The sequence below is a fragment of the Rhizobium sp. 01N48 genome (assembly GCF_056399145.1).
Genome location: NZ_JBFTQT010000008.1, coordinates 179,765 through 203,030, shown reverse-complemented (window position 1 = coordinate 203,030; position 23,266 = coordinate 179,765). Strand labels below are relative to the sequence as shown.

Sequence of the window (23,266 nt, the reverse complement as noted above, 5' to 3'; positions counted from 1 at the left end):
CTTTGACATAGATCAAACTTTGGTCCCGATGACGGGGGATTCCGCTGCGACATTTTGTGTGCCGGCCGAAAATCGCGGAGTTCGGTCTCAGAGGCCACCAAGCCAGCGCGCGGTGGCTTTGCTGCCAGAAGCGGTCATCGCGTTACCCCGCAGCCATAGGCTAATAGGCGGCGGAGACAAAGTCTCTCGCCGCCCTCCTGGGCACATATAGGGGAGGCTAGATGCCGGAAAGAACTCCGATGTCGCCGGAGCGCCAGATATTGTCGACCGTGTTGCGGGTGATGACCCAGAGGTCGCCGTTTCTCTTGAGTTCGACATCGTAGCGGTTCTGCATCAGGTAGTGACGCGAGGGATCGCTGCGGGGAACGTGCTGTGCTTCGACCAGAACATCCATGCGTGCCGTGTCGCCATCGATCGTCACCCGCGGATTGCTGACGGAGTGCGTGGTGTCCAGGGTGGCAAGCGATGTCGTCAGCGCCGACACGATGACATCGCGGCCCTCGATAACAGGATAGTCGAAGCCGGCCTTGGCGGCAGCCGGCCGGAAGTCGGAGATGGCGTTCTCCGCCAGCGATGAGGCGAGGAGATTGTTGTCGCGGAGATCGATACCTGCGGCGAAGCGATAGAGAGCCTCGACGACAGCGAGACGGTCCGCTGCGTCCTGTGCGAACGATGGCGATAGGGTCATAAACGTGCTCCTTGTTGTGCCGGAGGCCTGCGGAACGCATAACTTCCCCGGCATCGGCGCGTTGCGCGCCAATGTTTCTGGTTCGATAGGACTGGTGGGGTCTGTTATTCGAGATCGGCGTCGATGCGCTCGATCAGGCCGGTGGGATTGATTGCGATCTTCAGGATGCCGATCTCGTGTCCGAAATCGCCGGTGAAATCGAGCCGGAGGCTGAAATGGAAGGCGTCCAGTTCTTCCATGGACAACAGCTTGCTGCTGGTGCTGTAGCCGACGAAAAACCGCTCGAGGTATTGGCGGACACCAGCGTGGCCAACGAAGGCATAGCCGACCGAAACATCGTCGATGACGGCGTCGGTTGCGAACAGCGACAGCGCCCCTTCGACATCGAAGGCATTGGCGGTCGCGATGAAGGATTCGACGAGTTTTCGCATGATGCCGAATTCCTCAGACATCGCTGATCGATGTGTCGGCAATGGTCTGCGCGAAGCCGCTTCCGAACAGGGTCGCGGGAGTCTGGAAACCGGGACGGACTTCGCCCCCCAGAACGCGCCGGCCGGCCTCGGCTGCCGCCATCGCCGTGAACGTGTAGCCGTTGACCGTATCAAGAACGGAATGCGTGACCTTGCCATCCGCGCCGGTGACTTCGACGGACGCCTGGTAGCGGTTCGCCAGCCTCTCCTCTTCACTCGGGCCGTCTGGAAGTGTCGAAAGATCACCCAGTGGGAAACCGTCGCCAGTGACATGCACAAAGGTCTCGACATCGGGAACGCCCGTCGCCCGCCAGATGGTGATAAGATCGGGCAGCGTCACCGGGAAGCAATCGACCGCGCCCTTGCCGAAATCGAATTTCCGGATGCCGTCGGCGGCGATGGCGACAAGCTCGCCGTCCACCCGCGCCAGGGTCTCGACGGTGACGTTCTCCATGGCGCTGATCGCCGATCCGCGTGACAGTCCGCCCGCCACATGCAGCGCGATCCTAATTTTGCGAGGGTCCTTCACACGTGACACCGCGTGTGCCGCGAGGCTTCCGAGCATGGCGACGCTTCCGCCGCCACCCGGCATGAGCATGACACCTGTAGCCTTCGCTTTGTCGTCCAAAGCCTCGGCCAGACGATAGCTGTCGAGTTCGGCGGCGGTGTCGAGATAGTGCACACCGTTGCGGATCGACGCCGTCATCAGGCCATCGGCAGTGCGCATGAACGGCCCGGCGCAGTTCAGGAGGACGGAGATGCCGGCCAGACCGGTATCGATTGCTGCGGCTTCCTCGAGACCAAAGACGCGGTATTCGACGCCGAGTTCTGCAGAAAGCGTCGAAAGGCTCGCTTCGTTGCGGCCGGCGAGAACAAGCGGCGTGCCTGCTTCCTTCGCATGCTTAGCCGCCATGCGGCCGGTATAGCCGGTCGCGCCGTAGATCATCAGTTTTGTCATGTCAGTGCTGCCATTCCTTGTAGACGAATTCGAGGCTATAGCCGTCCGGATCACGGACCTGGGCGGCGTAATAGCGGGGGTCGTAGTGGAGCTGTGCTCCCGGCGGATGGATTTCCGAGGCGCCTGCCGTCATGGCGGCGGCGAAGGCTGCATCGACCTCAAAGGTGCCATCGGCGACGAAGCCGACATGGGCCGCGCGGCCTTCGACCACGCCTTCGCGGAGCCAGAAGAACACCCGGCCGTTCGCGCCGAACCCTTTCAGATCCGGATGGCCGGGAGGGCCGTCCTTTCCCTCGTAGTCGTGGGCGTGAACGATGCCGAGCGGGGCCAGCGTCGCTTCGTAGAAGGCGATTGAGCGATCGATGTCGCTGACGGAAATGAAGACATGGTCGAGCATATTGCTCTCCTTCGTTCAGATGATGTAGCCGCCCGCGACCTCGATGTTCTGGGCGTTGATCCAACGGTTTTCCGAAGACAGAAGGCTGGCGACGACGCCACCGATCTCTTCAGGCTCGCCGACGCGGCCGAGTGCGGTCTGGCCTGCAAGCATCGCCTCGAACTCGTCGTTCAGGCCGCCGCCGAGTTCGGTGCGGATTGCGCCGGGCGCGATCGAGTTCGCCCGGATGCGTCGCTGGCCGAACTCCTTGGCCATGTAGCGGGTCAGGACTTCCAGACCACCCTTGAATGAGGCATAGGGGGCGACGCCTGCAGTCGCCACGCGCGTGGTCGCGCTGGTGATGTTGATGATCTGGCCACCGTCCGCCATCAGCGGCAGCAGGATCTGGGTCAGGAAGAACGGCCCCTTGAGATGGACGTTGAACAGCCCATCGAACTGTTCTTCCGTAACAGTCGCGATCGGATTGAAGAGGCCGTATCCCGCATTGTTGACGAGACAATCGAAGTCTTCCCGTCCGAAGACCGACCGCAGTTCCGATGCAACAGCGTCGCGAAATGCCGGGAACGCGCCGACCTCGCCGACGTCGAGCTTTAGGGCGACGGCCTTGCCGCCGTTCCTCATGATCGTCTTCACGACATCCTGCGCCTTTGCAGGATTGCTGTTGTAGGTCACGACGACACCCATTCCCTTGGCCGCGCATTCGATGGCTGCGCTGGCTCCGAGACCCCGGCTTCCTCCGGTGACGATGACGATCTTCATGGCTGTTTCCTTGGCTGTTTGCTGTGCCCCGAAGCTAGGCCTGCACCGTCTCGCCCGCTCACCTATTCCTCTCCGAAGCTTGCCTATTTCTGCTTTCCAGTTGCGGAGGCGATCCTGACCTGTCACGGTCACCTCCATGGAAAAACAACTTGAGGAACTGCGTGACCTGGCCTCTTCGGCGGAAAACCGCCGCACGGAAACAGGAATTCCCCGTGTTGCGATAGTCCAGGGCGAGATCCCGGAGCATCGGCTTTCGGCCGTCTACGAGCCGATGATCAACCTGATCCTGATTGGGTCGAAGACGATGACGGTTGGCGAGCGGACTTTTGCCTACGACCCGGCAACGTATTTCGTCATGTCGGTCGACCTTCCGGCTGTGGGATCGGTTCATCCTTCTGTGGCGGGGGAACCCTATCTCGCGGTCAGCCTGACACTCCACCCGCCGACAGTCGCTGCTCTCATCAGCGACCTGCCCGTGCAGGTCTGCAGCAAGCTCTTCGGCTCCGGCTTCTCCGTCGCGCCGGTCAACGACGAGTTCCTCGACGCCTGGGTGCGGATGCTCCGGCTGATGGACCGTCCGGACGAAATCGCCGTGCTTGCGCCTGCATACGAGCGTGAGATCCTCTTCAGAGTGCTGCAAGGCCCGCTGGGCTGGATGCTGCGCGACATTGCCGCGCCCGATGCGGCACTGTCGCGGATCGGCATTGCGATCCAATGGATCCGGGAAAATTTCGCCAAGCCGCTCAGGGTCGAGGCGCTCGCCGAAATGGCAGCTCTGAGTGTCTCGGCGTTCCATCGACACTTCAAGGCCATCACGGCACTCAGCCCGATCCAGTACCAGAAGCAGGTCCGCCTGCTGCACGCGCGCAGGCTTTTGATGGCTGGAGAAGGAACGGCAACGTCGGTCGCCTTCGGCGTTGGTTATGAAAGCCCGAACCAGTTCAGCCGGGAATATGCAAGGCAGTTCGGGCTACCGCCCTCGAAGGATCTCGTGCGGCTTCGGGGTGAGGCTGTGTGACGGCGTCTGGGCCGGGATGCATTCATCCAACGTCCCCTTCGGGCCGACTGCGGTCACTGGTGGCAACGACTACATAAATCCGGAAAATCACAGCCGGTGAAGGCAACACCGCGAAAGCCATTGCAATGATGCGTGAATGACAATGGTGATCCGCGCCCGAGGGCGGGATCACCACTATCGAGATCGTCGAGTTGATTCTCGCAAACGTCTAGTTCTGATGCAGCATCACGGCGGAGGGCGGCGCCCCGTTATCCGTCGTCTTGCTATCGTGGCCGGCCACGACGATGAGCATCACGCAGGCGACCAGCCCGGAGACGAAGAGCGCTCCATATACCATCGTCCGTTCTCCCTGTAGCCCCGAACGTCGACCTTGAGCGAGGGCTAAACTAAGGAGGCCAAGGTAACCAGAAGCCTAAGCGACAGGGTTGAGGGATACTTAAAATGCCGGGCAATCGATTAACCACATATCGTGCCATCCGAGCGGCCAGACGATCTCAGCTCGACCTGAGGCTCCGGACCTTGGAGAGAATATCGTCCGACAGCGCCGACACCAGCGCCTGGTCCGCCCCCTTGCGCGGCACCAGCACGAACTCGACATCCTCGAGCACGGGCAGCTTGCCCTTGCCGATCACCTTCAGCCCCGATGGCGCCATGCTGCGCGGCTGCACGAGCACGCCCATGCCGGCGCGCGCCGCCGCCGTCAGTCCGCTGAGGCTCCCGCAGGTGCAGACGATCCGCCAGGAAATCTGGTGCCGCCCCAGCGCCTCAAGCGAGATAGCCCGTGTCACGCTCGGCGGCGGAAAGGCGATCAGCGGCAAAGGCGAGGCGCTCATGATGTGATCCGGATCACGCGCCAGCCACACCAGCGGCTCGCGATAGACCAGCCGCCCCCGCGCGTCACCCAGCCGCCGTTTGGCCAGCACCAGATCGATCTCGCCATTGTCCTGCATTTCATAAAGCACACCCGAGAGCGCCACCGTCAGCTCCAAGTCGACCGACGGGTGCGAGCGCACGAAATCCTCAAGCACGCCGGGCAGCTGGCTGGTGACGAAATCCTCAGAAACCCCGAGCCTCAGCTTGCCGCGCAGGCTGCGCCCGCCGAACAGCGATTGCACCTGCCCCTCGATCGAAAGCATGGCGCGCGCATGCGACAGCAGCGCCTCGCCATCCGTCGTCAGCACCACCTTGTGGGTATCGCGCGCGAGCAGCCGCCGCCCGACCGACGTCTCCAGCCGCTGGATATGCTGGCTGACGGTGGATTGCCCGAGCCCCAACCGCTCGGCGGCCAGCGTGAAGCTCCCCATCTGCTCGACGGCGACGAAGCTGCGCAATTGCGTAAGATCAAGCATGATTATCCCGCTTCGCGATAACTGTTATTTCTTGCATCGCGTATCATAATGGAAGAAACAGGATTGATCCATCAAAAGCCGGCTACAATGCCGAATAAGCCGAGACTAAGCCCATGCGCCGTTTCCTGCCCGATACTTTCACGATCCTCCTGGTCTGCACGGTCATCCTTGCATCGATCCTGCCTGCAAGCGGCGCCTTCGCCGGCTATTTCGGCACGGCGACCACCATCGCGATCGCGCTCCTCTTCTTCCTGCATGGCGCCCGCCTGTCGCGCGACGTGGTGATTGCGGGCTTGCTGCACTGGCGGCTGCATCTGGTCATCCTGCTCACCACCTTCGGCGTCTTCCCGCTGCTCGGCATGGGTCTCGGCTTCATCCCTGATTCGATCCTGCCGCATTCGCTCTATCTCGGCATTCTCTTCCTCTGCGTGYTGCCATCAACGGTACAGTCGTCGATCGCCTTCACCTCGATGGCCGGCGGCAACGTGCCGGCCGCGATCTGCTCGGCCTCGGCATCGAACATCTTCGGCATGTTCCTCACCCCGCTCCTCGTCGGCCTGCTCTTTTCGGTCGGCGGCCATGGCGGCTTTTCCTGGGATGCGCTGCTGCAGATCTTCACGCAGCTGCTGCTCCCCTTCATCGTCGGCCAGGTGCTGCAGCCCTGGATCGGCGACTGGATCCGCGCCAAGAAGAAGATCCTGATGCCTGTTGATCGCGGCTCGATCCTGATGGTCGTCTACCTCGCCTTCTCGACCGCCGTCGTCGAGGGCCTGTGGCACACCTTCTCGCTGTCAGACATCGCCGTCGTCATCGTCGCCGACATGGTTTTGCTGGCGCTCGTCCTCTGCGCCACCACCTTCGGCAGCCGCTTGATGGGCTTCAACGAAGCCGACCAGATCACCATAACCTTCTGCGGCTCGAAGAAGAGCCTGGCGAGCGGCGTCCCCATGGCCAACGTCATCTTCGCCGGCCAGGCAATCGGCGCCATCGTCCTGCCGCTCATGCTCTTCCACCAGATCCAGCTGATGGTCTGCGCCGTCATCGCCCAAAAATACGCCGCCGCCCACCGCCGCCGCATCACCGCCGCCGAAGTGGAACAGGCCGCCAACCCGGCTTGATCGGTCGCGCCGCATTGGCGGCGTGACCCGACGCGCCGCCAACCAGGCGTGCCGAACAACAAAAAAGCGGCGCCCCGTGGGGGACGCCGCTTCCTTGCCATATCCTGGGAGGGATTGGTTAGTTGGTGACTTAGTTGGTGACCTGGGCCTCGATGGCCTTCGGCGCACTCACCGGCTCGGCGGCGATCGCGATCTTGCGGGGCTTCATGGCCTCGGGAATGCTGCGAAGAAGGTCGATGTGGAGCAGACCGTTCTTCAGCGAAGCAGCCGTCACCTCGACATGGTCGGCAAGCTGGAAGCGACGCTCGAAAGTGCGCTTGGCGATGCCGCGATAGAGGAATTCGGAGCCTTCCGCATTGTCTTCATTCTTCTCGCCCTTGACGGTGAGAGCATGGGCCTGCGCTTCGATCGAAATTTCGGTTTCGTCGAAACCTGCGACGGCCATGGTGATGCGGTAGGTGTTTTCACCGGTGCGCTCGATATTGTAGGGCGGATAGGTCTGGCCCTGGTCGGGCTGGCCCAAGCTGTCGAGCATGGTGAAGAGACGGTCGAAACCGACGGTGGAACGATAGAGGGGAGAGAAGTCTACGTGACGCATGGTGTCCTCCTGAGGAAGCGACTGATTGCGATAAATTGCCCCAAAAACCCCTTGATCGGCAGTTTCGGGACGGTTCCGCGGACCCGTTCTGGCGTCCGCTACCATGAGATGGGGATGGCTTTTTCGGACTTCAAGACCCTTTCGAAGAGCCGCCCACAACCACTGAAAATCCACGGCCAGCCACAGTGAACCGCGCATGAACACCCGGTTCGGCATCCGTTCAGATGCGCGGACCTAATGATTGCGTCATCGGGTTACACTGGCTCGATGGCTGGAGTGTATCGTCCCTTCGTCTTCAGCCCGATCTCCGGCCGGCACTGCGCTCCCCTCAGGTCCCGCATGCCGGCCACTTTTTTGACCGGGCGCGGGCGACGCGCATCTCGGGAACGCTTTTTTCTTTGATTTGACAGGCCGATCGCCTATCCGCTTTACTTCAATCCCGAATCCTTTCGAAGGGCGCGCGCTGACGGCTATGGAACAGGTTCTGTTTTCGACACCCGGCAATCCGGTTCCGGAAAATCGCACGGAAGGCTTCTTCGAGACGCATGACGGCCTGAAGCTGCGCTACGCCGTCTTCCGCTCCCAGGCATCCGTCGCCAAGGGCACCGTCGTGCTTTTGCACGGGCGCAACGAATTCATCGAGAAATATTACGAGACGATCCGCGACCTGACCGACAAGGGCCTCTGGGTCGCCACCTTCGATCTGCGCGGCCAGGGCAATTCCGACCGCATGCTGAAGAAGCGTCACTACGGCCATGTCCGCCGCTTCGTCGACTACGAGCACGACCTCGACACTTTCCTCGAAAAAGTCGTGCTGCCCGATACCCGCCTGCCCTTCTATATATTGGCGCATTCGACCGGCGCGCTGATCGCGCTGTCGGCTGCTCCTTATCTGACGACGCGCATCGAGCGCATGGTGCTGACGGCGCCCTTCATCGGCCTCTCCGGCCAGGCCGCCTCGGCGGGCACCATCCGCTGGCTCGCATCCGCGGCCTGCGCGCTCGGCCTCGGGTCGCATCCGCTGTCGCGCAAGCTCAGGGAAAAGCCCTTCCGCGACAATCCGCTGACATCGGACGAGGTCCGCTTCGAACGCAACGTCGCGATTGCTGAGGCAAATCCCGATCTGACGCTCGGCCCACCCACCGCGCGCTGGCTGGTCGAATCCTTCAAGACCATCGAGCGCGTCACCGCGCCGAACCACCTCTTTTCGATCACCATCCCGACCGTCGTGATAGCCCCGACGCGCGATACGATCGTGCCTTACATCGCCCAGGAGCGTCTCTCGCGCTATTTCCGCGCAGGCCAGCTGGTGCCGATCAACGGCGCTCGTCACGAAGTGTTGCAGGAACGCGACGTCTACCGGCAAGCGGCGCTCGCCGCCTTCCACGCCTTCATTCCGGGCGCGGATGCCGAGGTTTCCGAAGAATTCGAGGGCTTCGGCACTTGAGCCGAAGCACCATTACTGAGGTCCGATCCCCAGCGAGCACTTCCGAAATCGCATGGTTCCGGCCGGCCCGATCACATTTTGAGACAAAAATGTAACGCGGTGTTTGAATTTTTACGATTGTAAGATAATAGTTACTCACTTTTTCGATAAGGGCTGAACTAATCACATAGGGGGCACCTGGCGTTGAGGGCGCATTACGTATTGGGACGATCTCTCTTCGGGATCATGATTGTGGGCTTAGCTGCCACGGGGTGCACGAGCACGCCAAAGACCACCGGCAGCATTCAGACGACCAAGCGTCTGCATACCGGCACGCCCGGTAAGGTCACCTACAATTACACGACGGAAGACCGAGCCTGCCTCAAGCGGGCGATGTATTTCGAATCGCTGCATTCCGACCACGACGGCTACATGGCTGTCGGCAGCGTCGTGATGAACCGACTGACATCGCCGGCTTATCCCAAGTCCATTTGCGGCGTCGTTTCGCAGGCCAAGCAGTTCGCCCCCGGCGTCATGACCCGTGAGGTCAAGGCACAGGCGGAGCCCGATCTCAACGCCGCCGCCGACGCACTCCTGAAGGGTGAGCGCAATCCCGCCGTCAAGGAAGCCATGTTCTTCCATACCGACGGTATGAAGTTCCCCTACGACAACATGCACTACGTGACGGTTGCCGGCGGCAATGCCTTCTACGAGAAGCGCGGCGCCGATGGCGAGCTGCAGACCCCTTCGCCGCTCCCCGCCTACGAAGTCGCGATGAATTTCGTGCCCGCTCACAGCCAGATGGCGGCACAGTTCGAATTGCTGACACCAGCTTCTTCGCCGGCCCGCGAGCCGATCCCGATGGCTGAGGGCGTCGTCGAAACCGCCTACGAAGCACCGGAAAGCGTCCCCGTGCCACAGGCCGCCCCCATGCAGACGACCGCGGAAGCGGTCCGCATGGAAGAGCCGCAGGTTCAGCAGGCACAGGTGCAGCAGGGCCAGGCGCAGGGCCAAGTCCAGACCGCCCAGCTGCAGCCGGCCCAGGTTCAGCAGCAGTTCCAGCAGGCTCGTTTCCAGCAGACTCAGCCGCAGCAGGCCCAGACCAAGCAGCAGCATGTGCTGCAGGTTCCGGTCCAGCAGGCCTATGTCCCGTCCGAGCCGGCGCCGGCCGCCTTCGAGGCCGTTGCCTACACCGTCCCGACCGCCGTGGCCGTGCCGACGCCGCGCCCACCGGCCTTCGACACCGCCCGCATGCGCGGCGGCATCGGCGGCTGATCTCAGGCCTACCGAGACGATCGAACAAAAAAGGGTTCCAGCCTGCCGGCGGAACCCTTTTTCTTTGCTTGTCTGTCTGTATGTCCGGTCTATGGCGCGTCATCGCTGACGCGCCAGATCGCGATCGTCAGGCCACTCTCGCCAGCGGCGCCATGCCGCGCGCGCTTCGCTCGTCGCCGACCTTGAACTGGCCGATCAGCTCGAACAGAGCACTCGCCTCCGCCGCGAGCTTGCGGCTCGCCGACGCGGTCTGCTCGACCATCGCCGCATTGCGCTGCGTATCCTGATCCATCGACATCACGGCCTCGTTGATCTGGCCCAGCGCCTGCGATTGCTCGCGCGCCGCCACCACGATGCCGGAAACGTTGTCATGCACCTGCAGCACCCGCGACGCGATCGCTTCCAGCGCCGCACCGGTCTTGTCGACCAGCGCCACCCCATCGCGAACCGAGGCTTCGCTATCGTGGATCAGCGCCTTGATTTCCTTGGCCGCATCGGCCGAACGCTGCGCCAGCTGTCGCACCTCTTGTGCCACGACCGCGAAGCCCTTGCCGGCTTCCCCGGCACGCGCCGCCTCGACGCCGGCGTTCAGCGCCAAGAGATTGGTCTGGAAGGCGATATCGTCGATGACGCTGACGATGCCGGCGATCTGGGTCGAGGAACGCTCAATGCGCGCCATCGCGTCCACCGTCTGCCTGACGACATCGGCGGAATCCTGCGCACTCTTCGTCGTGTCATCGACAAGACGCCCCGCATCCGCTGCCCGGCGCGCCGAGTCGGACACGGTCGTGGAAATCTCGGTCACCGCCGCTGCGGTTTCTTCCACGGACGAAGCCTGCGATTCCGAACGGCGGGCGAGATCGTCGGACGCCGCACTGATCTCGCGCGTTCCCGATGCGATCTGCGTCGCGTTCCTGGCGATCGCCTGCATCGCCGACCGCAACCGGCCAATCGAGGAGTTGTAATCGGTGCGCAGCGTCTCCAGCGAGGCGATGAAGGGCTTTTCGATCGTCTGGTCGAGGTCGCCATCCGCCATCGCCTGCAGGCCAACGGCGAGCTCCTTGACGGCCCGCACCCGCTCGCTGACATCGGTCGCGAACTTGACGACCTTGAACACCTTGCCGCTCATGTCGAAGATCGGGTTATAGGAGGCCTGGATGAACACCTTGCGGCCTCCCTTGCCGATACGCGCGAACTCGTCGGCGGCGAACTGCCCGGCCGCCAGGCTGCGCCAGAATTCTTTATACTCCGCACTTTGGGCATAGGCCGGATCGCAGAACATCGAATGATGCCGCCCGCGAATTTCCTCCAGCGTATAGCCGAGCGTCTTCAGGAAATTCTCGTTGGCCGTCAGGATATGGCCGTCGGGCGTGAACTCGATCGTCGCCTGCGCGCGCGAGAGCGCATCAAGCTTGCCAGCATCTTCCGCGCTCTTCAGCTTCGTATCGGTAATCACGGTGGCAAACTTGACCACCTTGTAGGGCGCGCTCCCCTTGAAGACCGGATTGTAGGAGGCCTCGATCCACACTTCGCGCCCGCCCTTGCCGATGCGCTTGTACTGCCGGCGATCGAATTCGCCCTTGTTCAATTGCTTCCAGAACGCGGCATAATCCGCGCTCTTCGCCTCTTCCGGGTCCACGAAAATGCTGTGATGCCGGCCGATGATCTCGTCGGCGCGGTAGCCCATCGCCTGACAGAAATTCTCGTTGGCGAAGAGGATGTTGCCTGCCATGTCGAATTCGATCACGGCTTGGGAACGGCTGACGGCATCAAGAACGGCCTTGGCACCGGTCGCGGATCCGAAAGAAAAAAGCTGCATTATAATTTGCCTCAAAACCGAAATGCGGACCGCCGGAAAGGCAAAGATCCAAATACATTCATTTCAGCGGCAAGATTTGCAGCGAATTCTTTCCGTTCGATTAATGTTCATCCCATGCGGGCATCTTGTGAGACAAGTAACCGCATGTTTTCGCAAACAAACAACCAATGGGAGATTGCATCGATCGACGAGCAACCGATGCTATTGAACATGGGCTACATCTAACAAAACCAGACCTGATGCCGTCCGCTTTTGTACAACCCTTGCTTTAGCGGCGCAGGATCGCCACCGCAGCATCATAGACCGCCTGGCTGCCGGCAGCGATGACCGAGCCGCCATTCTCCGGCCGCCCGCCATCCCAGGTGGTGATGATGCCGCCGGCCTTCTCGATGACGGGAATGATGCCGCCGACGTCGTAGGGCTTCAGGCCGTTTTCGACGACGAGATCGATATGCCCGGCCGCCAGAAGCGCATAAGCGTAGCAATCGGTGCCATAGCGGAAGAGCCGCACCTGGCTCTCGATCTCGCGATAGCGCTCCATCTCGGTGCCCGCGAAGAGATGCGGCGAGGTGGTGAACAGGATGGCATCGGAAAGCCCGGCACAATCACGCACCTGAAGCCGCTTCTCGCCCTCGGGACCGGTGTAATAGGAGCCGCTCTCGTCGGCGAAATAGCGCTCGCCGGTAAACGGCTGCTCGATCATCCCCATGATCGCCCGGCCATCTCTGTAGAGACCGATCAGCGTCCCCCAGACGGGAACGCCCGAGATGAACGCCCGCGTGCCGTCGATCGGGTCGATCACCCAGACATGCTCGCGGTCGAGCCCGACATTGCCGAACTCCTCGCCGAGAATGCCGTGCTCGGGAAAATGCTGTTCGATCAGCGCCCGGATCGCCACTTCCGCTGCCCGATCGCCCTCGGTGACGGGGTCGAAGCCCGACGCAAGCTTGTTCGTCACGCCGGTCCCGGAGCGAAACCGCGGCAGCGTCTCGGCCTTGGCGGCTTCCGCGAGGCGATTGAAGAAGGTGCGATCAGGAAACATGAGGGACATCCGTGTGAGACTGTCGATGCCGCTTTCCATAGCCGAAAAGCCTCATTTTGCAAACGGAAGCAGCAACTTTTAGCCGGCTGCACATATTTTGCGCACCGCAATAAAATGATTGACAATTGTGCACTGCAATAGTAGCGTCTCCCTACAGTCTTCTGACTGTAAATACCCTCCTTGGGTGTTTCCTCCCTAGACTTGGACCGCCGCAAGGCGGTCTTTTTTTGTCGGGTTGGAATGGCAACCAAGAGGAACGGCTGAAGTCCGCAACTCTGACGCGGAAAAGCTACACCATCTTCAAGACAGTATTAGTACGCTGGATCGCCGTCGCCGCGACATGCTGAAACGCCGGCCTGATCATCAGTTGGGCGATAGCGGCCGAGACGAAATCGACATTGAGCCCGGCGATCGCTGACAACGTTGCCTCGACATGCGGGCGATAACGCCGAAGTTCCTCAACGAGCTCGCGCTCATGGCTCTCGGCAGCGGCGGCAATGTCAAAAATGTCACGGGGTCGAATGGACGCTCCGCGATAATAGATCTTCTTGGCAACGATCTCGGGCACCGTCTCCAGAAGTACGGTCGCATTCTCGACGGACATACGAGCATAGGGAACGGACGTCAGCCCACGAGCAACGATAAAATCGATCTCCCCGACCCCAGTGAAGGCGAACTTCTGGAACTTGACGCCATCTCCTTCATACCCGTCGGGAACGACATCAAATTTCAATTCGGCTTTCACGGGATCGAGATAGCCCAGCACTTGAGGATCTGGCAGAAAAATATCGACGTCATGGCTGTCACGATGCTCGATCTGCAGCATCATCGCGGTGCCACCACCGAAGGACCACTCGTCGATGATAGGATAGGCGCGATTGACCTGATCGATCAGGCTTGTCGCGATGCGAAAAAGCCGCCTCCAATCCGGAGGACCGCCGATCGTCACGCTGCCAACGGGTAGGTTTCGCCGGAATAGACGGAAAACGCCCTGGCGGCCTCCACCAATTCAGGCAATGGGATACCGACAGAGGCCGCGAACGCCGCCTGAAGCTGCGGGGTCACTTCCGCGAAGAAGGACGACATGTGGCCGGGTACGGTCTTCGCCTCATCCATATGCGAGAGATAAAACGCCAGCTCGGCGGCCGTCAGCTTGCGCCCGTAAGGCGCATTGACAGTCCCCAAAACCGTAGCTGCGATATCCATCGTCACCACCATTGACCGATAGCCAAAAATAGAGCTGCCCGGACCAAGCGTCAATGCGCTCGGAAAACCGCCCTACTCCGCCGCCAGCGCCGTATCGCCGGCGAACTTGGCGACGTAGTCGGCCATCTGGCGCATGAAGGAGGTGATCGCGGCGGCCACGAGCGGGAAATCGGCGCGGCGCTCTAGCGTCACTTCGTCGACATAGATCGAGCGGTTGACCTCGATCTGCAGCGCGTGCAGGCCGCGCGAGGGGCGGCCGTAGTGCTCGGTGATGAAGCCGCCGGCATAGGGCTTGTTGCGGATCGCGGCGAAACCCATCTCCTCGAAGATGCTGACGGCCATGCGCGACAACTCAGCAGAAGCGCTGGTGCCGTAGCGATCGCCGATGATGAAATCCGGCCGCGAGGTGGCGCCGGCGACGCGGATATTGCCCGGCATCGAGTGGCAGTCGATCAACACACCGAAGCCGAACTGCACATGCGTGCGCGCAATCAGCCGGCGAAGTGCGGCGTGATAGGGCTTGTAGACCGCCTCGATCCGATCGAGCGCCTCCTGCACCGGCAGGCGACGCGCGTAGATCTCCATGTTCTCGGCAACGATGCGCGGGATAGTCCCGAGCCCGCCGGCCACCCGCAGCGAGTTGATATTGGCGTAGGCAGGCAACAGCCCGTCGAACATGCGCGGGTCGAGCTCGTATGGCTCGCGGTTGACGTCGAGATAGGCGCGCGGAAAATTGGCGAGAAGCAGCGGCGCCCCAAGCGCACCGGCCGCCGAAAACAGCTCGTCGACATAATGGTCTTCCGAGCGGCGGATCGAAATCCCCTGCAATCTCGATTGCGCGATGAATTCGGGCGGATAGATGYGGCCGCTGTGGGGGGAATTGTAGACGAATGGAATGGTATGCGACGCGGGTTCCCGTATCTCAAAAAGCTCGTACGCGGGAATCTCGTCCACCTGTTTCCCTCTTAACCATGCTGGCAGGCAGCTATATCGCCCATGTTGCCAGTTGAAGGCCGCCAAGTCCATACTATCTCATGGGGATGACGCTTTGCACAGGCGCTTCACCGGTTGTTTACCGGCCGAAATCTAGTGTAAATGACCAATACTCACGCATAAATTCCACTGATCAGCGGTCTGGATAATGACTCAGAAGATACTTCTTGCAGAAGACGACAACGACATGCGCCGCTTCCTTGTGAAGGCGCTCGAAAAGGCAGGCTACAAGGTCCTGTCCTACGACAACGGCGCCAGCGCATACGACCGCCTTCGCGAAGAACCCTTTTCCCTTCTTCTCACCGACATCGTCATGCCCGAAATGGACGGCATCGAGCTGGCGCGCCGCGCCACCGAACTCGATCCCGACCTCAAGGTGATGTTCATCACCGGTTTTGCGGCCGTGGCACTCAATCCTGATTCGAAGGCACCGAAGGACGCGAAGGTCCTTTCCAAGCCTTTCCACCTCCGCGACCTCGTTGACGAAGTCAATAAAATGCTTGCGGCCTAAGGGTTCTGTGGGCCCATGTCACAAATCTGAAAAAGGCCTATTGACGGCCAAATAGGTTTGTGGTCTATGCGCCGACATCGGATGGGCGTGTAGCTCAGCGGGAGAGCACTACGTTGACATCGTAGGGGTCACAGGTTCAATCCCTGTCACGCCCACCATCCAGATTAGACTGAATAGTCAAGGGCTTAGCGAGAAATCGCTGAGCCCTTATTCGTTTCGGATATCCGCGCAGAGCGCCGGAGAACCTGCCAGGAATGCTAAAAAGCGATCCCCTAAAATACCGCATCCACACCCCAACCTCGTTCAGAATCCATTAAGCCAACCAATGCCATCTTCTGGGCATGTTGAGTGGCTATCGAGCCTCTCGATCTTAACGGAGACGCATGCGAATGAAGAAGATGGCTCTGTACGCTGTGGTTGCCGCAACCACGTTCAGCAGCGTCCTGGCGACCACCGCGCCAGCAATGGCGCAGTATTACGACCGTCGCCCGCCGGGCTATGGTTACCGCGACCAGCCGCCACCCCCGCCGCCCCCGCGCCGCCGTCATCACAATGATGGCGCCGTCATCGCCGGTGGTCTTGCGGCCGGCGTCATCGGCGGCCTGATCGGCGGTGCGATTGCCAACGGCAATTCCGGCCCGCGCTATATCGACCCGCCACCGCCGCCCCCGCCGCGTTGCTGGTTTGAGGATCGCCAGGTGCAGAACGCCTATGACGGCGGCTACCACATGGAAAGCATCCGCGTCTGCCGTTAACGATGTCGGGCATTGTGCCCGGCACCAAAGCAGCAACCACCGCCCCGGTCTCCGGGGCGTTTTGCTGTCGGGCATCGCGCAAGCCAGGCGCTGAAACGAAAAGAGGCCCGGCGGTTGGGCCGGACCTCTTCATGTCGAGCGAACTGCGCGAACGCTTATTCGTGGATCGTATAGGAGCCCATTTCGCAGAGGTTCTGCGTGTCGGTGGTCGTGTCGAGGTTGGAGCCTTCCTCGAACTCGAACTTCATGTCGTATTTGCAGACGTCGCGGCCGTCGCCGATGGTGATGTCCATGCTCTCGCCCGGGTTCAGCACCTGCTTGCCGAAGACGTCGTCTTCCCACTCGTTGACGCCAACGGGCGAGGTGTAGAAATTGGTGAGCACCGAGTTGGTGCCGTTCTTCAGCGTGAAGACCAGGTCTTCCGCGTGAGAGACGCCTGCAAATGCCAGAAATGCGATGGCGGAGACCGCCGACAGCGTGATGTTTCTCATGTTTCCCCTCAAAACGCCCCACACGGGGCGCGACGGTCTTATTATCGGATGAGCATATGTAAAAGTGGTTTCGGCAGCCATTTCTGGTGGCTTTTCTTGGGCTGCGAAGTTGTGTGCCATGACATTGAAAGTCTAGCGTGCTGACCAATTTCGAACACAGTAGAATGTCATGGCCTCGGTGCTGTGGCGTTACGATTAGGCATGACGAGGTATTGAAATGAAACTGGTAATCCTGACCGCCGGCGCACTTCTGTCGGCATCGATCGCGCAGGCAGCGGGCACCGCACAGCAGAACTTCCCAGGCGCCCCTGGCGCGCTGACGCTGGCCGGCCGATGCAGCAAGCTCGTCGTCGGCAAGGTCGATGTCTCCAAGCCCTGCCAGAACGAGATCGCCAGCGTCACGCTGGTCAACGGTCAGGTCACCTTCATCTTTTCCGCAGAAGGCAAGATGCTCGGCTTCCAGGGCGACGGCACCAAGATCAAGCCGGCATCAGCGGGCAACGTCACGCTGCCGCTCGATATGGTGGTGACGGGCGCCGGCCAGAAGATGACCGGTCAGGTCAAGGTCTCGGGAAGCTGCACGCTCGGCAACCCCTATGACGGCAAGCCGGTCGCGATCGAATGCAGCGCCAAGAGCACCGACACCGCCTTCTCCGCAGTCTTCAAGACCAACGGCAAGGCACCGAAGCAGAAGTAAGCCTAGACGATCCTCAGGCGCACCAGGCGCCCTTGCCTGGCTTGCGCGCCAGGCCTTCGTCAACCAGCTGCGCGCCGATCGAGCGACCGTCGCGCGAGATGACCCGGGGGGCGGCCCCCTTGTCGGGCTGGCCGGCGGCGTTCATCGAGAACGATCCGGCATTCAGAAGATTGAGCAGCCGGAGCTTGGCCGCGAAGCCGGCCTTGCGCTCGCCGTCGCAGCGCGCATTGTCGATGCCTGGGCTGACGATATCGGCGATGACGATCTTCTCGCCCTTGTACCAGAAGGTGCTGCCGTCGGCGACGCAGTTGATATGCTCGCCCTGCCCGCAATAGCCGAAGGCAGCCTTGGCGGATTGCGTCTGCGCCGGTGAAATGGACGCTGGCGAAATCGAAACCGGCTCCGCCTTTTCCGCGACGGGCCCCTTGGACGACGGGATCGGCACGGCCGCCGGCGGAATGATCCTCGAGACCGGCGCGATCGACGCCGTCTGCCTCGGTCCCGTATCCCGGCTCGTATCCTTGATGGCCTCACGCACCGCATCGCGCTCGCGCGGCGTGCTCTTCGCCACGCTGACCGGCCGCGAGGCCGAAGGCGCATGAGAGGCGAGCAACGGCTTCACGCTCTTCCAGTTGTCGTAAACGGCGATGCCGCCGAAGGCGAGCGCACCCACGACCACCCAGGGAAGCGGGCTGCCGCCTCCGCTCTTCCTCGCTCCCGCCCGCGAGCGTGTCGATGTCTTGCGGCGTGTCGCTGTCTTGGCCATGGCGTCCCGATTCCCGTGATGGCCGATTATCGCCGCGCAATCCTTTCCGAAAGGTTGGCAAGCGCCATTTGCCCCCGGCAAGTTTCGCCCAGCAAATTTCGCCTGGCACGTTACCTTTGCCCCCGCCGCCACATCATCGCGCCATTTGCTCGCTAGAGTTCTCCGCTCACATTTGATTGATGGGGCTGGTCTTCGAAAACGCTGGCATGGCTCGATCCAGCTGCCTATCTGAGGCGTGATCGCTGCGACAGCGATGATGGAAAGCCACGATGGCTGCTTAAAAGAAGTAAACGCATGACGCGACGATATCTGAGATTTCTGAAGTGGCCGGCAGGCCTCGCGCTCGGCGCGGTGCTCCTCGTCCTCGGCCATGCCGGCATCGGCCAGCTCACGGGAAATTTCCACGAAGTCATCCCCGGCGAGCTCTATCGTTCCGCCCAGCCGAGCGGCTCCGATATCGCCACCTATGCCGACACCTATGGCATCAAGACGATCGTGAACCTGCGCGACGAGGAGCGCACCGACTGGTACCGCAATGAGGCGGCCGCCGCTGAAAAGGCCGGCATCACCCTGATCGATTTCCCGATGTCCTCGTCGAAGCTATTGCCGATCCCCGAGGCCGAGCGCCTCGCCAAGCTGATGGCGGATGCGCCGAAACCGCTCCTCATCCACTGCGAACACGGCGCCAATCGCACGGGCCTCGCCTCCGCGATCTATGTCGGCGCCGTCGGCAAGCTCAGCGAGACCTTCGCCGAATTCCAGCTCAGCCCCTACTTCGGCCACTTCGCCCTCCCCGGCATCGGCCGCTACGAACTCACCCGCTCCTGGGACGCGTTTGAGGAAACGATCGGGTTTTGACGCGAACCGAGTGTGGCGCCTTCGGCGCCGCGTACGGCAATAACTCTGATAGCCCGCCACTCGCTCTCATGCTTCATGGTCAGGTCAACGGGCACGGTATTTACGGTCATCTATCTCTCTCGCTATCGGCTGGAATTCAGTTATTTGCGTCGCCCTTGTCGGAGCCCTTGTCGTCGCTCGTGATCGGCCCCTCTCGCGACAAATCTCCACCCGTCACATGCGCGGGTACGTGGATGTCGTGGTGAACCCCCGGCGTCAGCGTCAAATCAACCTGATGCGGCGGCATCACCTGGGCTGTCTTCATCCGGTTCGGCTTTGCTCGCTTCATGCGGTCGGCCGCTTGCGTGCGCTTGTCGGGAATATGGGTGTCTGGAACGTGGCTATGGGTCGGCATGGTCGTCCTCTCCCTTATCGTTGCACTCTTCGCTTTACACTGGCTCCGTTTCCCGACCGCACACCGAGCGCGCCGCGACTGAAGTCGGCGGCCCATCGGCGACACATCTGTCGGGCAACTGAGGACCTAACGACCGGAGCGCCGGATGGTTCCCGAGAAAAGCGATCACGCGCCCCAGCCCGATCTTGACTGAGCCGCGAACTTCACTATCTCTGTGAACATCCCTCGGCCTCAGACATCGGCCGACGGGCAACCTGGTGCCGGGCCCCTCTGGCGAGAGTTTTTACGGCGCTCTCGTGATGTCGGTACCGCCTGCAGATAAGCCGGCGGATTTTCATTCGATGAAAAAGCACACCATGCCTCATGCGCATGCCCGTTGTGGTATGTCGCATCCTCTTTGCGTATCCACGCCCTTGAACACCGCGATCAGTGGGGAGGTTCGCTCATGAGCACCCCCACCAAGACGAAATCGACACTCAGCTACTTCACCTGGTCCTTCATCGTCACCGCCGTCGGCCTCGCGCTCGGCGCGGCCCTCGGCTGGCAGACGACCGGCACGATCGGCGGCATGGCGACCGTCTTCTTCATTTGTACGGTGCTGGCCGTGCTCGAAATCTCGCTCTCCTTCGACAACGCCATCGTCAACGCCAACAAGCTGAAGGAGATGACGCCGGAGTGGCAGCATCGCTTTCTGACCTGGGGCATCGTCATCGCCGTCTTCGGCATGCGCATCGTCTTCCCGCTGGCAATCGTCGCCATCGCGGCGCAGATCGGCCCATGGGAAGCGCTGGTTCTCGCCGCCCGCGAGCCTGCCGAATATGCCCGCATCATGAACGACGCACATCTGCCGATCGCGGCCTTCGGCGGCACCTTCCTGATGATGGTCGGCCTCAACTACTTCTTCAACCATGAGAAGGAGGTGCACTGGATAGCAGGCCTCGAACGCATGATGGCCCGCTCGGCCACCATCAAGGGCATCGAGATCGCCTTCGTGCTGGCCCTCATCCTGGTCTTCTCCTCCTTCCTGCCGGAAGAAGAAGCCAGCACCTTCGTGCATAGCGCCATCTATGGTCTTCTGACCTTCCTCGCGGTCGAGGTGGTGGGCGGCCTGCTCGATGCCTCGCAAAAGACGATGAGCGCCGCCGCCAAGGGTGGCCTCGGCGCCTTCATCTATCTCGAAGTGCTGGATGCCAGCTTCTCCTTCGACGGCGTCATCGGCGCCTTCGCGCTGACGCAGAACCTCTTCGTCATCGCCATCGGCCTCGGCATCGGCGCCATGTATGTGCGCTCCATGACGATCATGCTGGTGGAAAAGGGAACGCTTGCCGAATACCGCTATCTCGAGCACGGCGCCTTCTACGCCATCCTGATCCTCTCGGTGATCATGTACGTGCAGACGCTGTATCACATCCCCGAAGTCATCACGGGGCTGGGCGGCGCGACCCTGATCGGCATCTCGCTCTGGTCTTCCATCCGCTACAACAGGAAGGAACAGGCCGAAGAGCAGGCGCATGGCGAGACGCATGCGCAAAAGGAACAGCAGGCCCAGGCGCAGACCTGAGCTGGGCGATCCTGACGACTGGCAGCGGCCACCTCGTCCTCACCCCTCATCCCGGCCTTGTGCCGGGATCCAGCAGCGTCGCGTCCGCGACGCTAAGAGGCTCTTTCCAACCCAAGGACTTGGGTTGGCTGGATCCCCGCCACGAGGGGGAGAATGAGGGAGAGAATGCGGCGGCCGTCTCGGACAAAAATAAAGCCCGCGACCGAAAGGTTGCGGGCTGTTTCGTGTCAGGCGGTCAAAGACCGTCTGTTAATTCCAGGCCTAGTGATTGATACGGCCGAACAGGCTCGGATCGATCCCGAGCTTGTTGAGATCGCGCTCGCGGGGGCGGCGGCCGGCTTGTGCGGCGGCGCTGGCGGCATTCGCGGCACCGATCATCGCAAAGGCGCGGCCAAGGAAGCCATCACGAATGGACTGACGGAAGGACATTGTCTTTCTTTCTCTAGCATATGATTGACTGCTCATATATGGGCGCGCGAGGCGGGAACCACAACCGCCGGGATTTCAACCCAGCCATGCGGGAATAGGCGGGGTGGGGGCGAAAGGCGCTAAAAACCAGGCCCCGGCCCGTAGCCCCCCCTCACCCTACCCTCTCCCCGCTGGGGWGAGGGGAAGAGACCGCGGAGGGTGCCGCTTTTCCCTTCTCCCCCACGGGGAGAAGGTGCCCGAAGGGCGGATGAGGGGGCTCCGGGCGCAAAGGCTGCCTCAACAAAACCTCCCAAACCAACCTCACATCACCTCCCCCGGCAACGCCACCGCCTGCAAAATCCACCCCTTCAGCAAATCCGCATCGAACCGCTCATCTTCATGCAGATGCACATACCGCACTCCCTCCTGCTTGGACCCGACAGGCGGCAGCGGATTGAGCGATGCGCCCTTGAAAAACGTCACCTTGATGTACCGATCGAAGCAGTGAAACGCCAGGAACCAACCGCCTTCAGCAGCACCATAGAGCGGCGTGTTCCACTTCACGGCCTTGCGCAGATCGGGAACGAGCCCGGTTATCAGCTCATCGAGTTCCTTCCCCAAAGCACTCTTCCACCCCGGCATCGCCGCGATGTACGCCTGAACCGGGGCATCCCCTTCCCCCTTCGGTATCTGCGGATTGCCGCCGGACAAAAGCTTGGGCGCGCTCATCAGTCCCTCCATGATTGCTTCCCCGACATTAGCAACAGCGAGTGGAAATGTCCGCCCCGCCAGAAAATCCGCGCGCCCAATGCTCCTCGAGCCGACATCCCGATAGCCGCACGCCCACCGCAATGCTATCAGCGACCATCCCCAATCATGGATCGCGCCCGATGCCAGACACCTCGACATTCCTCACCTTCCTCGCCGCCCTCGCGGTGCTCGAGATCACGCCTGGGCCCGACATGATGCTGATCATCGCGCGCGGTGTCGGACAGGGGCGCAAGGTGGCGGTGCTGACGGTCGTCGGCAATATCTTCGTGGCGGGCACGATCCAGGTTGCCCTTCTGGTTCTGGGGCTGGCGTCGCTTTTGGCCGCCTATCCCGCCGCCCTGCAGATCCTGCAATGGGCAGGCGCGATCTATCTTCTTTATCTCGGCGTCAGGATGATCCGGGGCAGCTTCAAGAACCACGCGACCGGCGCGCCAAAGGCGACGCCGGTATCCGGCTGGAGAGCCGTGCGCGAAGGCGCCATCAACAGCCTGACCAACCCCAAATCGCTGCTCTTCATGTTCACCTTCCTGCCGCTCTTCGTCGATCCAAATGCAGGCCCGGTCTGGCTGCAGCTCCTCGTTCTCGGCTCGATCCAGAAGCTGATCGGCGTATTCTCGCTCGGCGGCGTCGCCCTTGCCTCGGGCTCGGTCGGCCAATTCCTGAACCGCTGGCCGAAACTGCTGGCATGGCAGGAACGTTTCACCGGCATCATCATGGTCGGCCTCGGCATCCGCCTTCTCCTGTCAGGCAGTCCTTCGCCGATGCCCTCGGCAGCGCGGTGAGGTAACCCTGCCGCCTTAGCGCCTGTTGGTAGCAAGAGAACAACGACTATGGCATAAAACTCTAAGTCGCGATCAAAGCCTACGAGTGATGAGCCATTCCGCCGGGCCGATAAGGAAGCCGAATGTCGGGAAACGAACAGCAGGTCGAATGGGGTC

At 61.6% G+C, this 23,266-nt stretch carries 27 protein-coding genes, 1 tRNA gene and 1 pseudogene; 11 read left to right on the top strand and 18 right to left on the bottom strand.

Annotated features, from left to right (window positions below; genetic code table 11):
* Positions 1 to 217: 217 nt before the first annotated feature.
* From AC1DOG_RS17080 to AC1DOG_RS17060, 5 genes are all read right to left on the bottom strand, one after another.
* Positions 218 to 688 carry a nuclear transport factor 2 family protein gene (locus AC1DOG_RS17080; protein ID WP_477929630.1) on the bottom strand — a complete coding sequence of 157 codons (471 nt, stop codon included), beginning with the start codon at positions 686 to 688 and terminating at the stop codon, positions 218 to 220.
* A gap of 104 nt (positions 689 to 792) precedes the next feature.
* Positions 793 to 1,119, bottom strand: coding sequence for a nuclear transport factor 2 family protein (locus AC1DOG_RS17075; RefSeq protein ID WP_477929628.1), 327 nt, complete (start codon positions 1,117 to 1,119; stop codon positions 793 to 795).
* Between the two features lie 13 nt (positions 1,120 to 1,132).
* The gene (locus tag AC1DOG_RS17070) at positions 1,133 to 2,116 is read right to left on the bottom strand and encodes a saccharopine dehydrogenase family protein (protein WP_477929626.1); all 984 of its coding nucleotides are present in this window, start codon (positions 2,114 to 2,116) and stop codon (positions 1,133 to 1,135) included.
* 1 nt (position 2,117) lies between these two features.
* Positions 2,118 to 2,513 (bottom strand): VOC family protein, encoded by a 396-nt coding sequence (locus tag AC1DOG_RS17065; protein ID WP_477929624.1) that lies wholly within the window; start codon positions 2,511 to 2,513, stop codon positions 2,118 to 2,120.
* Positions 2,514 to 2,528: 15 nt separating this feature from the next.
* Positions 2,529 to 3,272 carry an SDR family NAD(P)-dependent oxidoreductase gene (locus AC1DOG_RS17060; protein ID WP_477929622.1) on the bottom strand — a complete coding sequence of 248 codons (744 nt, stop codon included), beginning with the start codon at positions 3,270 to 3,272 and terminating at the stop codon, positions 2,529 to 2,531.
* A gap of 136 nt (positions 3,273 to 3,408) precedes the next feature.
* Here AC1DOG_RS17060 and AC1DOG_RS17055 point away from each other — a divergent pair, with 136 nt between their 5' ends.
* Positions 3,409 to 4,290, top strand: coding sequence for an AraC family transcriptional regulator (locus tag AC1DOG_RS17055; RefSeq protein WP_477929620.1), 882 nt, complete (start codon positions 3,409 to 3,411; stop codon positions 4,288 to 4,290).
* 208 nt (positions 4,291 to 4,498) lie between these two features.
* Here AC1DOG_RS17055 and AC1DOG_RS17050 read toward each other — a convergent pair whose 3' ends face one another.
* Positions 4,499 to 4,627, bottom strand: coding sequence for a hypothetical protein (locus tag AC1DOG_RS17050; protein WP_018899769.1), 129 nt, complete (start codon positions 4,625 to 4,627; stop codon positions 4,499 to 4,501).
* A gap of 157 nt (positions 4,628 to 4,784) precedes the next feature.
* On the bottom strand, positions 4,785 to 5,639 hold the full coding sequence (locus tag AC1DOG_RS17045) for a LysR family transcriptional regulator (protein WP_018899770.1): 855 nt from the start codon (positions 5,637 to 5,639) through the stop codon (positions 4,785 to 4,787).
* A 113-nt stretch (positions 5,640 to 5,752) separates the two neighbouring features.
* Here AC1DOG_RS17045 and AC1DOG_RS17040 point away from each other — a divergent pair, with 113 nt between their 5' ends.
* Positions 5,753 to 6,757 (top strand): bile acid:sodium symporter family protein, encoded by a 1,005-nt coding sequence (locus AC1DOG_RS17040; RefSeq protein WP_112945263.1) that lies wholly within the window; start codon positions 5,753 to 5,755, stop codon positions 6,755 to 6,757.
* Between the two features lie 130 nt (positions 6,758 to 6,887).
* Here AC1DOG_RS17040 and AC1DOG_RS17035 read toward each other — a convergent pair whose 3' ends face one another.
* Positions 6,888 to 7,355 (bottom strand): Hsp20 family protein, encoded by a 468-nt coding sequence (locus AC1DOG_RS17035; protein ID WP_018899772.1) that lies wholly within the window; start codon positions 7,353 to 7,355, stop codon positions 6,888 to 6,890.
* 472 nt (positions 7,356 to 7,827) lie between these two features.
* Between AC1DOG_RS17035 and AC1DOG_RS17030 the strand changes: the two genes are divergently transcribed.
* Both AC1DOG_RS17030 and AC1DOG_RS17025 read left to right on the top strand, forming a co-directional pair.
* Positions 7,828 to 8,802 (top strand): alpha/beta fold hydrolase, encoded by a 975-nt coding sequence (locus AC1DOG_RS17030; RefSeq protein ID WP_477929616.1) that lies wholly within the window; start codon positions 7,828 to 7,830, stop codon positions 8,800 to 8,802.
* A gap of 183 nt (positions 8,803 to 8,985) precedes the next feature.
* Positions 8,986 to 9,777: pseudogene (locus AC1DOG_RS17025) on the top strand (cell wall hydrolase); the annotation flags it as partial.
* A 406-nt stretch (positions 9,778 to 10,183) separates the two neighbouring features.
* Here the strand turns inward: AC1DOG_RS17025 and AC1DOG_RS17020 are convergent.
* The 5 genes from AC1DOG_RS17020 to AC1DOG_RS17000 form a co-directional block, all read right to left on the bottom strand.
* Positions 10,184 to 11,875 (bottom strand): methyl-accepting chemotaxis protein, encoded by a 1,692-nt coding sequence (locus AC1DOG_RS17020; RefSeq protein ID WP_477929614.1) that lies wholly within the window; start codon positions 11,873 to 11,875, stop codon positions 10,184 to 10,186.
* A 268-nt stretch (positions 11,876 to 12,143) separates the two neighbouring features.
* Positions 12,144 to 12,917 carry a histidinol-phosphatase gene (hisN, locus tag AC1DOG_RS17015; RefSeq protein WP_477929612.1) on the bottom strand — a complete coding sequence of 258 codons (774 nt, stop codon included), beginning with the start codon at positions 12,915 to 12,917 and terminating at the stop codon, positions 12,144 to 12,146.
* 289 nt (positions 12,918 to 13,206) lie between these two features.
* Positions 13,207 to 13,866 (bottom strand): nucleotidyl transferase AbiEii/AbiGii toxin family protein, encoded by a 660-nt coding sequence (locus tag AC1DOG_RS17010; protein WP_477929610.1) that lies wholly within the window; start codon positions 13,864 to 13,866, stop codon positions 13,207 to 13,209.
* Positions 13,863 to 14,123: a hypothetical protein gene (locus tag AC1DOG_RS17005; protein WP_477929608.1), complete on the bottom strand. Its 261-nt coding sequence runs from the start codon at positions 14,121 to 14,123 to the stop codon at positions 13,863 to 13,865. Before AC1DOG_RS17005 ends, AC1DOG_RS17010 begins: the two co-directional genes overlap by 4 nt.
* 72 nt (positions 14,124 to 14,195) lie before the next feature.
* A complete protein-coding gene (locus AC1DOG_RS17000; protein WP_477929606.1) occupies positions 14,196 to 15,077 on the bottom strand; it encodes an N-formylglutamate amidohydrolase in 882 nt (293 codons plus the stop codon).
* Between the two features lie 187 nt (positions 15,078 to 15,264).
* Between AC1DOG_RS17000 and cpdR1 the strand changes: the two genes are divergently transcribed.
* From cpdR1 to AC1DOG_RS16985, 3 genes are all read left to right on the top strand, one after another.
* Positions 15,265 to 15,627: a response regulator CpdR1 gene (cpdR1, locus tag AC1DOG_RS16995; protein ID WP_003542883.1), complete on the top strand. Its 363-nt coding sequence runs from the start codon at positions 15,265 to 15,267 to the stop codon at positions 15,625 to 15,627.
* 83 nt (positions 15,628 to 15,710) lie between these two features.
* Positions 15,711 to 15,785, top strand: a tRNA-Val gene (locus tag AC1DOG_RS16990).
* Between the two features lie 231 nt (positions 15,786 to 16,016).
* Entirely contained in the window at positions 16,017 to 16,382 is a 366-nt protein-coding gene (locus AC1DOG_RS16985) for a hypothetical protein (protein ID WP_111563405.1), read from the top strand.
* 155 nt (positions 16,383 to 16,537) lie between these two features.
* On the opposite strand, the gene AC1DOG_RS16980 is transcribed toward AC1DOG_RS16985, so the two are convergent.
* Positions 16,538 to 16,873, bottom strand: a complete 336-nt coding sequence (locus tag AC1DOG_RS16980; RefSeq protein WP_018899779.1) for a hypothetical protein — start codon at positions 16,871 to 16,873, stop codon at positions 16,538 to 16,540.
* Positions 16,874 to 17,090: 217 nt separating this feature from the next.
* Here AC1DOG_RS16980 and AC1DOG_RS16975 point away from each other — a divergent pair, with 217 nt between their 5' ends.
* On the top strand, positions 17,091 to 17,570 hold the full coding sequence (locus AC1DOG_RS16975) for a hypothetical protein (protein ID WP_018899780.1): 480 nt from the start codon (positions 17,091 to 17,093) through the stop codon (positions 17,568 to 17,570).
* A gap of 13 nt (positions 17,571 to 17,583) precedes the next feature.
* On the opposite strand, the gene AC1DOG_RS16970 is transcribed toward AC1DOG_RS16975, so the two are convergent.
* Positions 17,584 to 18,336 (bottom strand): hypothetical protein, encoded by a 753-nt coding sequence (locus AC1DOG_RS16970; protein ID WP_477929603.1) that lies wholly within the window; start codon positions 18,334 to 18,336, stop codon positions 17,584 to 17,586.
* A 294-nt stretch (positions 18,337 to 18,630) separates the two neighbouring features.
* Between AC1DOG_RS16970 and AC1DOG_RS16965 the strand changes: the two genes are divergently transcribed.
* Positions 18,631 to 19,194: a dual specificity protein phosphatase family protein gene (locus AC1DOG_RS16965; RefSeq protein ID WP_477929601.1), complete on the top strand. Its 564-nt coding sequence runs from the start codon at positions 18,631 to 18,633 to the stop codon at positions 19,192 to 19,194.
* A gap of 136 nt (positions 19,195 to 19,330) precedes the next feature.
* Here the strand turns inward: AC1DOG_RS16965 and AC1DOG_RS16960 are convergent, their stop codons facing one another.
* Complete coding sequence (locus AC1DOG_RS16960) at positions 19,331 to 19,588, bottom strand: hypothetical protein (protein ID WP_477929599.1); 258 nt, start codon at positions 19,586 to 19,588, stop codon at positions 19,331 to 19,333.
* A 445-nt stretch (positions 19,589 to 20,033) separates the two neighbouring features.
* Between AC1DOG_RS16960 and AC1DOG_RS16955 the strand changes: the two genes are divergently transcribed.
* On the top strand, positions 20,034 to 21,149 hold the full coding sequence (locus tag AC1DOG_RS16955; RefSeq protein ID WP_477929597.1) for a DUF475 domain-containing protein: 1,116 nt from the start codon (positions 20,034 to 20,036) through the stop codon (positions 21,147 to 21,149).
* Between the two features lie 261 nt (positions 21,150 to 21,410).
* On the opposite strand, the gene AC1DOG_RS16950 is transcribed toward AC1DOG_RS16955, so the two are convergent.
* Entirely contained in the window at positions 21,411 to 21,578 is a 168-nt protein-coding gene (locus tag AC1DOG_RS16950) for a hypothetical protein (protein WP_477929595.1), read from the bottom strand.
* Positions 21,579 to 21,878: 300 nt separating this feature from the next.
* Entirely contained in the window at positions 21,879 to 22,349 is a 471-nt protein-coding gene (locus AC1DOG_RS16945) for a DUF1801 domain-containing protein (protein WP_477929703.1), read from the bottom strand.
* Between the two features lie 98 nt (positions 22,350 to 22,447).
* Here AC1DOG_RS16945 and AC1DOG_RS16940 point away from each other — a divergent pair, with 98 nt between their 5' ends.
* Positions 22,448 to 23,110: a LysE family translocator gene (locus tag AC1DOG_RS16940; protein WP_477929593.1), complete on the top strand. Its 663-nt coding sequence runs from the start codon at positions 22,448 to 22,450 to the stop codon at positions 23,108 to 23,110.
* Positions 23,111 to 23,266: the final 156 nt, after the last annotated feature.